Origin of the sequence: Candidatus Stoquefichus massiliensis AP9 (assembly GCF_000455285.1) — a bacterium.
Lineage (GTDB): Bacteria > Bacillota_I > Bacilli_A > Erysipelotrichales > Coprobacillaceae > Stoquefichus > Stoquefichus massiliensis.
In genome coordinates, this window is sequence record NZ_HG005286.1 from 22293 (window position 1) to 28679 (window position 6387).

Below are 6387 nucleotides of genomic sequence, written 5' to 3' on the forward strand. Positions count from 1 at the left end.
ATTTTTTCTAAAAAGATTTTATCATTTCATACGATACTGTCTATTGGTAATTATTGTCATATAAAAAACATAGACAAAAAAAGCCTTTAGATAATATATCTAAAAGCGAATATATTTTATTATGCTATATGTCCACTGCTAATCCCTTCTTGTTTTTCATTGAGTGGTAACCACTTTAAAACATCTAATATATAACGATCCCAAAAATCCCATTCGTGACCACCTTTTCCCTCTTTAAATATTACTGGAATTTGATGTTCTTTTAGGAATTGATAATATTCTCTATTCTTTTTAAGCAGAGGATCTTCTGTTCCACAGGCTAAATAGATTTGTGGAACATCTTTTGGTTGTATATTCTTTATAAGAGCATTGTAATCTTTATCACTACCTTTTATTTTTTCTATAGCTCCAAAAACACTTTCTAAATAGCTTCTTTTAAACATATATGGAATATTCTCTCCGTCTTGTGATTGTGTAACCATATCCAATATAAGTGCTGATGATAAACCTGCAATATATCCAAATGTTTGATAATATTTTAATCCATTAATAATTGCTCCATACCCACCCATAGATAATCCTGCAATAAATGTATCTTCTCTCTGATGAGATAACGGAAATAATCTTCTTGTTATATCTATTAATTCTTCACCAATAAAATGTGAATAATATTCATGAGATTTTTCATTATCTACATAAAACTTATTTTCACCTGATGGCATAATAACAGCTAAATGATAATCCTGTGCCCATCTTTCAATACGTGTTCCACTTAGCCAATCTGTATCATTACCATAAATACCATGTAACAAATATAATGTTTTAAAAGGTTTTTGTATTGGTAATTCTTGACCAGGATTTAAAAGCTTATCTACAGGTATAATAGCCTGAATAGATACAGTTCGCATTAATGATTGTGAAAAGAAATCTACTTTTATAAGTGCCATAATATCCTCCTATTTCTGTAATAATTTTTCAAATTCTTCTTTGGAAAGTGGTCTAGCATAGTAATAACCTTGAAAATAAGGAGCATCTACATGCATCAATGCTTGTTCAATACAATAATCTTCAACCCCTTCAATAATACATTCAAACTCTAGTCGATGACTTAATTCAGTTAAATAATCAATAATAATCATATCCTTTTGATTATGTGTTAAAGATATTTCTTTCACTAAAGATTGGTCTATTTTTATATAATCAGCTGGTAAACTTTTTAATAAGTTTAATGATGAATAAGCTGTTCCAAAATCATCTAAAGCAATCTTAAATCCCTTTGATCTTAAATAACCAAATATTTCTGATAATCTTGGAATATTTTCAACGTGACAGCTTTCTGTCAATTCAATCACAATCAATGATTTATCGACTCGATATTCATCAGCTTTTTGAACTAAAGATTCAATAAATGTCTTATCTTCAAACTGTAAATAAGAAACATTAAAATTGATTCTTAATGTTGGATATTCTTTTTGCCATATTTGTGCCTGTTTAAAAACTTCCTCCATAACCCATAATCCAACACTTCGAATTTCACCACTCTCTTCTAAGAGTTTAATAAACTCAATAGGTGAAACTTGATCTATTGATGTATGCCATCTTAATAATGCCTCACAAGCAACTATATTTTTATGATGCTGATGGATAATAGGTTGATAATATAATTCAAAATTTTCATAGTTTCTTTGAATGCTTTTTGTAAGTTCCTGTTTTATTTTTAATGTTCTTAAATGAAGTTTTGCTATATCTTGTGAAAAGAAAACAATTTCACCCCTATGCTTTTCTTTAGCATGTTCTAAGGAATGTTCCAAATTACTTAAAAGTTCTTCTTTGTTTGATCCATCATCTGGATAAACAACTGCACCTGCTGTCATATTCAAAGTCACTGATGGTTCTAAATTCTTACCAATTTCTTTAATTATCTTAATTAATTTCATAAACAAGTCTTGAGCTTGTTTATGCCCATAATTTTCACATACAATGATGAACTGATCACCATTAAATCTAAAAATCTTTTCATTTGTCAAAATCTTAACAACATGAGAAGAGAATTCTTTTAATATCATATCTCCATATGTATATCCATAATTATTAATAATCTTTCTAAATGAATCAAATCCCATCAATATCATGATTCCTTCTTTAAGGAGATCAGTTTTATAAAGTTCATGAACTGTTAGAAGATTAGTCAAAGGATCATATTTGTTTTGAGCCGATATTCTTGTCATCATACCTGCAAAATAAAGCGGTTGATTGTCTTCATCACAAATCACTGAACCTCTGCACTCTAGCCAAATGTAATCACCATATTTATTCAATGCACGATATTGACAGTTATGATGCTGTGATTGACCTGAAAAAACAGCTTGAATATCTGTTAAGTAAACATCTCGATCCTGTGGATGAATCTTTTCTAGCCAAATCATTCCCGCCCCTTTCATATATTCACAAGGCATAGAAAAATAATCAATGGTATTCTTTGACCATCTTGATTCATCAGTTCTCATATCACATACATAAATATAGACATTTTCAGATGCATTCGCAAAAGCTTCAAATAAGACATCATTCAATATATTATTCATCTTCTCACCTGATTTCTATATTCTATTCTATCACTTTGATGATAAGCTATCAAATACTATCATTGATACATTGCAAAAAGCGCAGCTTCTTTTGCATGTATCAATGCTGTATCAAATAAAGGCATTTCTGTATCTTCTTGTTTCACTAATAAACCAATTTCCGTACATCCTAAAATAATACCTTGTGCTCCTTTTTCTTTTAATGCATCAATAATTCTTAAATATTCTTTTCTTGATGTATCTTTCATTTGACCAAGACATAATTCATTATAAATAACATCATTAACAATATGAATATCTTCTTCATTTGGAATGATTACATCTATTCCTTGATCAATTAAAACCTGTTTATAAAAATCTTGTTGCATTGTATATTTTGTTCCTAATAATCCTACTTTATTGATATGATTCTTCTTTAATTCATTTGCTGTTGCTTTTGCAATATGCAATATGGGTATATGAATACGATTTTGAATGTCTTGTACAACTTTATGCATTGTATTTGTACAGATTACGATAAAGTCTACACCTGCTTTTTCTAAGGAACAAGCTGCATCACCTAAAATTTCTGCACTTTTATACCAGTCTCCATTAGCTTGACATTCTTCTATTTCTTGAAAATCTACACTATATAAAATACATTTTGCACTATGTAATCCACCTAATTCTTGTTTCACTGTTTCATTTAATATCTGATAATATGTCACAGTACTTTCCCAACTCATACCACCAATTAATCCTATTGTTTTCATTTATTCTCCTTTAATCCCAAAATGTTTATAAAACGCTACTGCAATACCATTATCATCTACTGAACTTGTTATTTCACTAGCTACTCTTTTAAGTTCATCTACTGCATTTCCCATAGCAATACCATGTTTGACAAGTTGAAGCATTTCAACATCATTCACACCATCACCAAAAGCATATGTATTTTCATAATCTATACCTAACTTTTGATAAAGATACTGACATGCTGTTCCTTTGGTAAATCCTTTGCAATAAACATCCATTCTGATAAGTTCCGTATCATAAGGTATCATTGTAAAATCATCTTCCAATTCATGATATGCTGCCCATAATTCATCAGCGGTGTCAAATAAAACACAACAGCTTATTGCTTGGATATCTTTGGCAGTAAAATGTTCATGAACACCTATAGGTCTTTCACTTGTTCCACGAAACATTTCACGATGCTTTATAACCAGTTCATCATCTAAAAATGCACACCATTCTCCTAAGCGACTATTAAACATAGAACGTCCATGATACTTCTCATAAACATCTAACTGTCTTTGAATTTGTTGTTCACTAAAAAGTTCATCAATCAATATTTCTCCACCATAACGAATATAATGTCCATCATTACATATATAACCATCAAATGTGATATCCTGTACACTCTGTGGAACTTCTCCTCTTGCAGTTGCTATGACAATTTTATGTCCCATTGCTTTAAACTCAACCAATGCATGAATGGTTTCCTGGGTCGGATGCATAAGTCCATGAGGCACATTCACCAATGTTCCATCAATATCAAAAAAAGCTATCTTTGTATCCATAAATTATCCTCCTTATTTATATTATAAATGAATTATTAATGAATAGGAATGGAATTTATGAATATAAGATAACTCTTTTATTCATGCATATATCTATATAGTAGAAATACTAAAAATAATGGGAAGCTATAAATAGAATTTGTATATCCAATATTTGTTTTTGCAAACTTTATACCATACTTCACATCAGGATAATGTGTTTCATCAATCAAAGTACGCATAGATTTACTTTTATTATTACCAGGCTTCACTTCAATATAAATTAAACAATCCGGACTCCTAACAAGAAAAGGATTTTTATGATTGTCTAAAACCCATTGTTCCAAAAATTATCAATTTTTCTATGTAAATACGTCATATATTATCATCTCAAATCTTATTTTACACATTACATGAGCGAATATTTATTATGTTTTCACATTTTTAGACAAAAGAAAAGAAATTGATACTAATAATTCAATTTCTTCTTCATATCACTATATCCAATCCATACTGTCCAAACATAAGCACAAGTCTTAGGAATCATTAACATACCTACCATTGGAACAACATCTGCCCATAAAACAACTGGGATATAAAACGCAAAACTCAATACAATAGTTAGCCACATATATTTGAATGCAGAATCTTGATGTTGTCTAGTCCTTTGATAAAACAATACAATAACCAATAGTCCTAATAATGCAAATGGAATGTTTCTGATTATTCCCCAGGAAATAGGAGCATCAGCACTTGTCCAAGCATTTTGTGGAAACATACATAAAGCAATACGTACTATCGCGAGTACATAGACACTGATTGTATATATATTTTTATCTTGAATTTGATAACGTAATCTCCATACATAATATAGAATGACATAAAAGATTGTCATTGTAACTGATGTTATCCATTTCCCAATACCTAATGCAACTGTATAATCCTGTAACCCAGTTGTACATAATGCGTATGCTCTAGGAATAAGATGAAAAGAATCTCCTAATCCTAAAGTTACTGCCATAATACCAAATAACAAATACTGCTTATTCTCTTTTCCTCTTTTGATCATGAGAATACCTAATGTGATAACTGTCACTAAATAAACAATATCAAATAATGTTTCCATAATTGCCTGCATATTATATTTCCTCCACTTTTCTATATACTTCTCTTCTTATATAATTCCTTAAAAATAATAAGCCTGCATGACATAAAGAAACACCCAATCCTGTATAAAAGACAGCAATGAATATATCAGGAAATACATGCAGTACTCTTGCCCCAATCCCAAACGTCATCATAAATGCCATAATCCCAAATGCTTTCATATCAAAAAACTTTATAAATAATTGTTTTTCTTGTTCATATCCTATTATTCTTTCAGTATGTTTTTTAACCATCTTTTGAAAAACAAAATATTGAAATAACCCATAAACAATGATTGACAATAATATATTAAGAATTGTTATATAATGTGCATAGGTTTCTATTCCTATTCTTAATATATTGAAACCAGCAATACCCCATACCAAACCACCAATTAATAATAAATATTTCTTTTGTATCATTTTCTTCCTCCAAACTGAACGATGTTCATTTTTGTTCATTTATTAACCCACTTTAGTGGGTTAATAGATCACTCTTTTTAATATCTCTTTTAATATATGACATGACCTTTGATTTTGTGATAAGAGTTGTATCATATAAGAAAAGACGAATTGAATCAATTGTTCTTCTGTAAAACTGTCATTAAAAATATCTGTCTTGACTTGTTCATCTTGATGTAATACCCAAAGCATTCCATCTTGAATATGCTGGAAATACTTTGCCATCATCTCTTTTCCCTGATAAAATCCTTCATCGTCTAGTCCTTGAGCATGTGCCAGGAAAAAATCAGGATATTTTTGTGTTCCTTTTTGAATAGTTTGAAAAACCCATTCTATGCATTCAATAAAGTTTTCAAACTGATGACAATCATCTCCCATATGAAAGAAAGACTTCCAAACTTGTTCGATTGTCGCAATCATTAAATCTGCTTTAGATGGGAAATAATTATAAATAGATCCTACAGAAACATGACACGCTTTTGCGATTGTTCTTATGCTAATTGCCTTCATTCCTTTTTCTGATGCAATTTGCTGACTCATTTCTAGAATTGCTTCTTTTGATGTCACAACTTTATTCATCATATCACCACCAAACTGAACACTGTTCATTATAATCCTTTTATTTGTTATTGTCAATAAGATTGCTTTCTATTT

Annotated in this window: 7 protein-coding genes; all 7 read right to left on the reverse strand. The window is 29.8% G+C overall.

From position 1 onward, the window contains the following. Positions 1–119: 119 nt before the first annotated feature. On the reverse strand, positions 120–947 hold the full coding sequence (locus BN350_RS04205; RefSeq protein WP_028042461.1) for an alpha/beta hydrolase: 828 nt from the start codon (positions 945–947) through the stop codon (positions 120–122). Positions 948–956: 9 nt separating this feature from the next. Beyond that, entirely contained in the window at positions 957–2585 is a 1629-nt protein-coding gene (locus BN350_RS04210; protein ID WP_028042462.1) for a bifunctional diguanylate cyclase/phosphodiesterase, read from the reverse strand. Positions 2586–2644: 59 nt separating this feature from the next. Beyond that, positions 2645–3337, reverse strand: a complete 693-nt coding sequence (locus BN350_RS04215; RefSeq protein WP_028042463.1) for an aspartate/glutamate racemase family protein — start codon at positions 3335–3337, stop codon at positions 2645–2647. Then, positions 3338–4147, reverse strand: a complete 810-nt coding sequence (locus BN350_RS04220) for a Cof-type HAD-IIB family hydrolase (RefSeq protein ID WP_028042464.1) — start codon at positions 4145–4147, stop codon at positions 3338–3340. Positions 4148–4595: 448 nt separating this feature from the next. After that, on the reverse strand, positions 4596–5264 hold the full coding sequence (locus BN350_RS04230) for a hypothetical protein (RefSeq protein ID WP_028042465.1): 669 nt from the start codon (positions 5262–5264) through the stop codon (positions 4596–4598). 1 nt (position 5265) lies between these two features. Next, positions 5266–5694: a hypothetical protein gene (locus BN350_RS04235; protein ID WP_028042466.1), complete on the reverse strand. Its 429-nt coding sequence runs from the start codon at positions 5692–5694 to the stop codon at positions 5266–5268. A gap of 60 nt (positions 5695–5754) precedes the next feature. Continuing rightward, positions 5755–6342 carry a TetR/AcrR family transcriptional regulator gene (locus BN350_RS04240; RefSeq protein WP_081652840.1) on the reverse strand — a complete coding sequence of 196 codons (588 nt, stop codon included), beginning with the start codon at positions 6340–6342 and terminating at the stop codon, positions 5755–5757. Between the last annotated feature and the right edge of the window lie 45 nt (positions 6343–6387).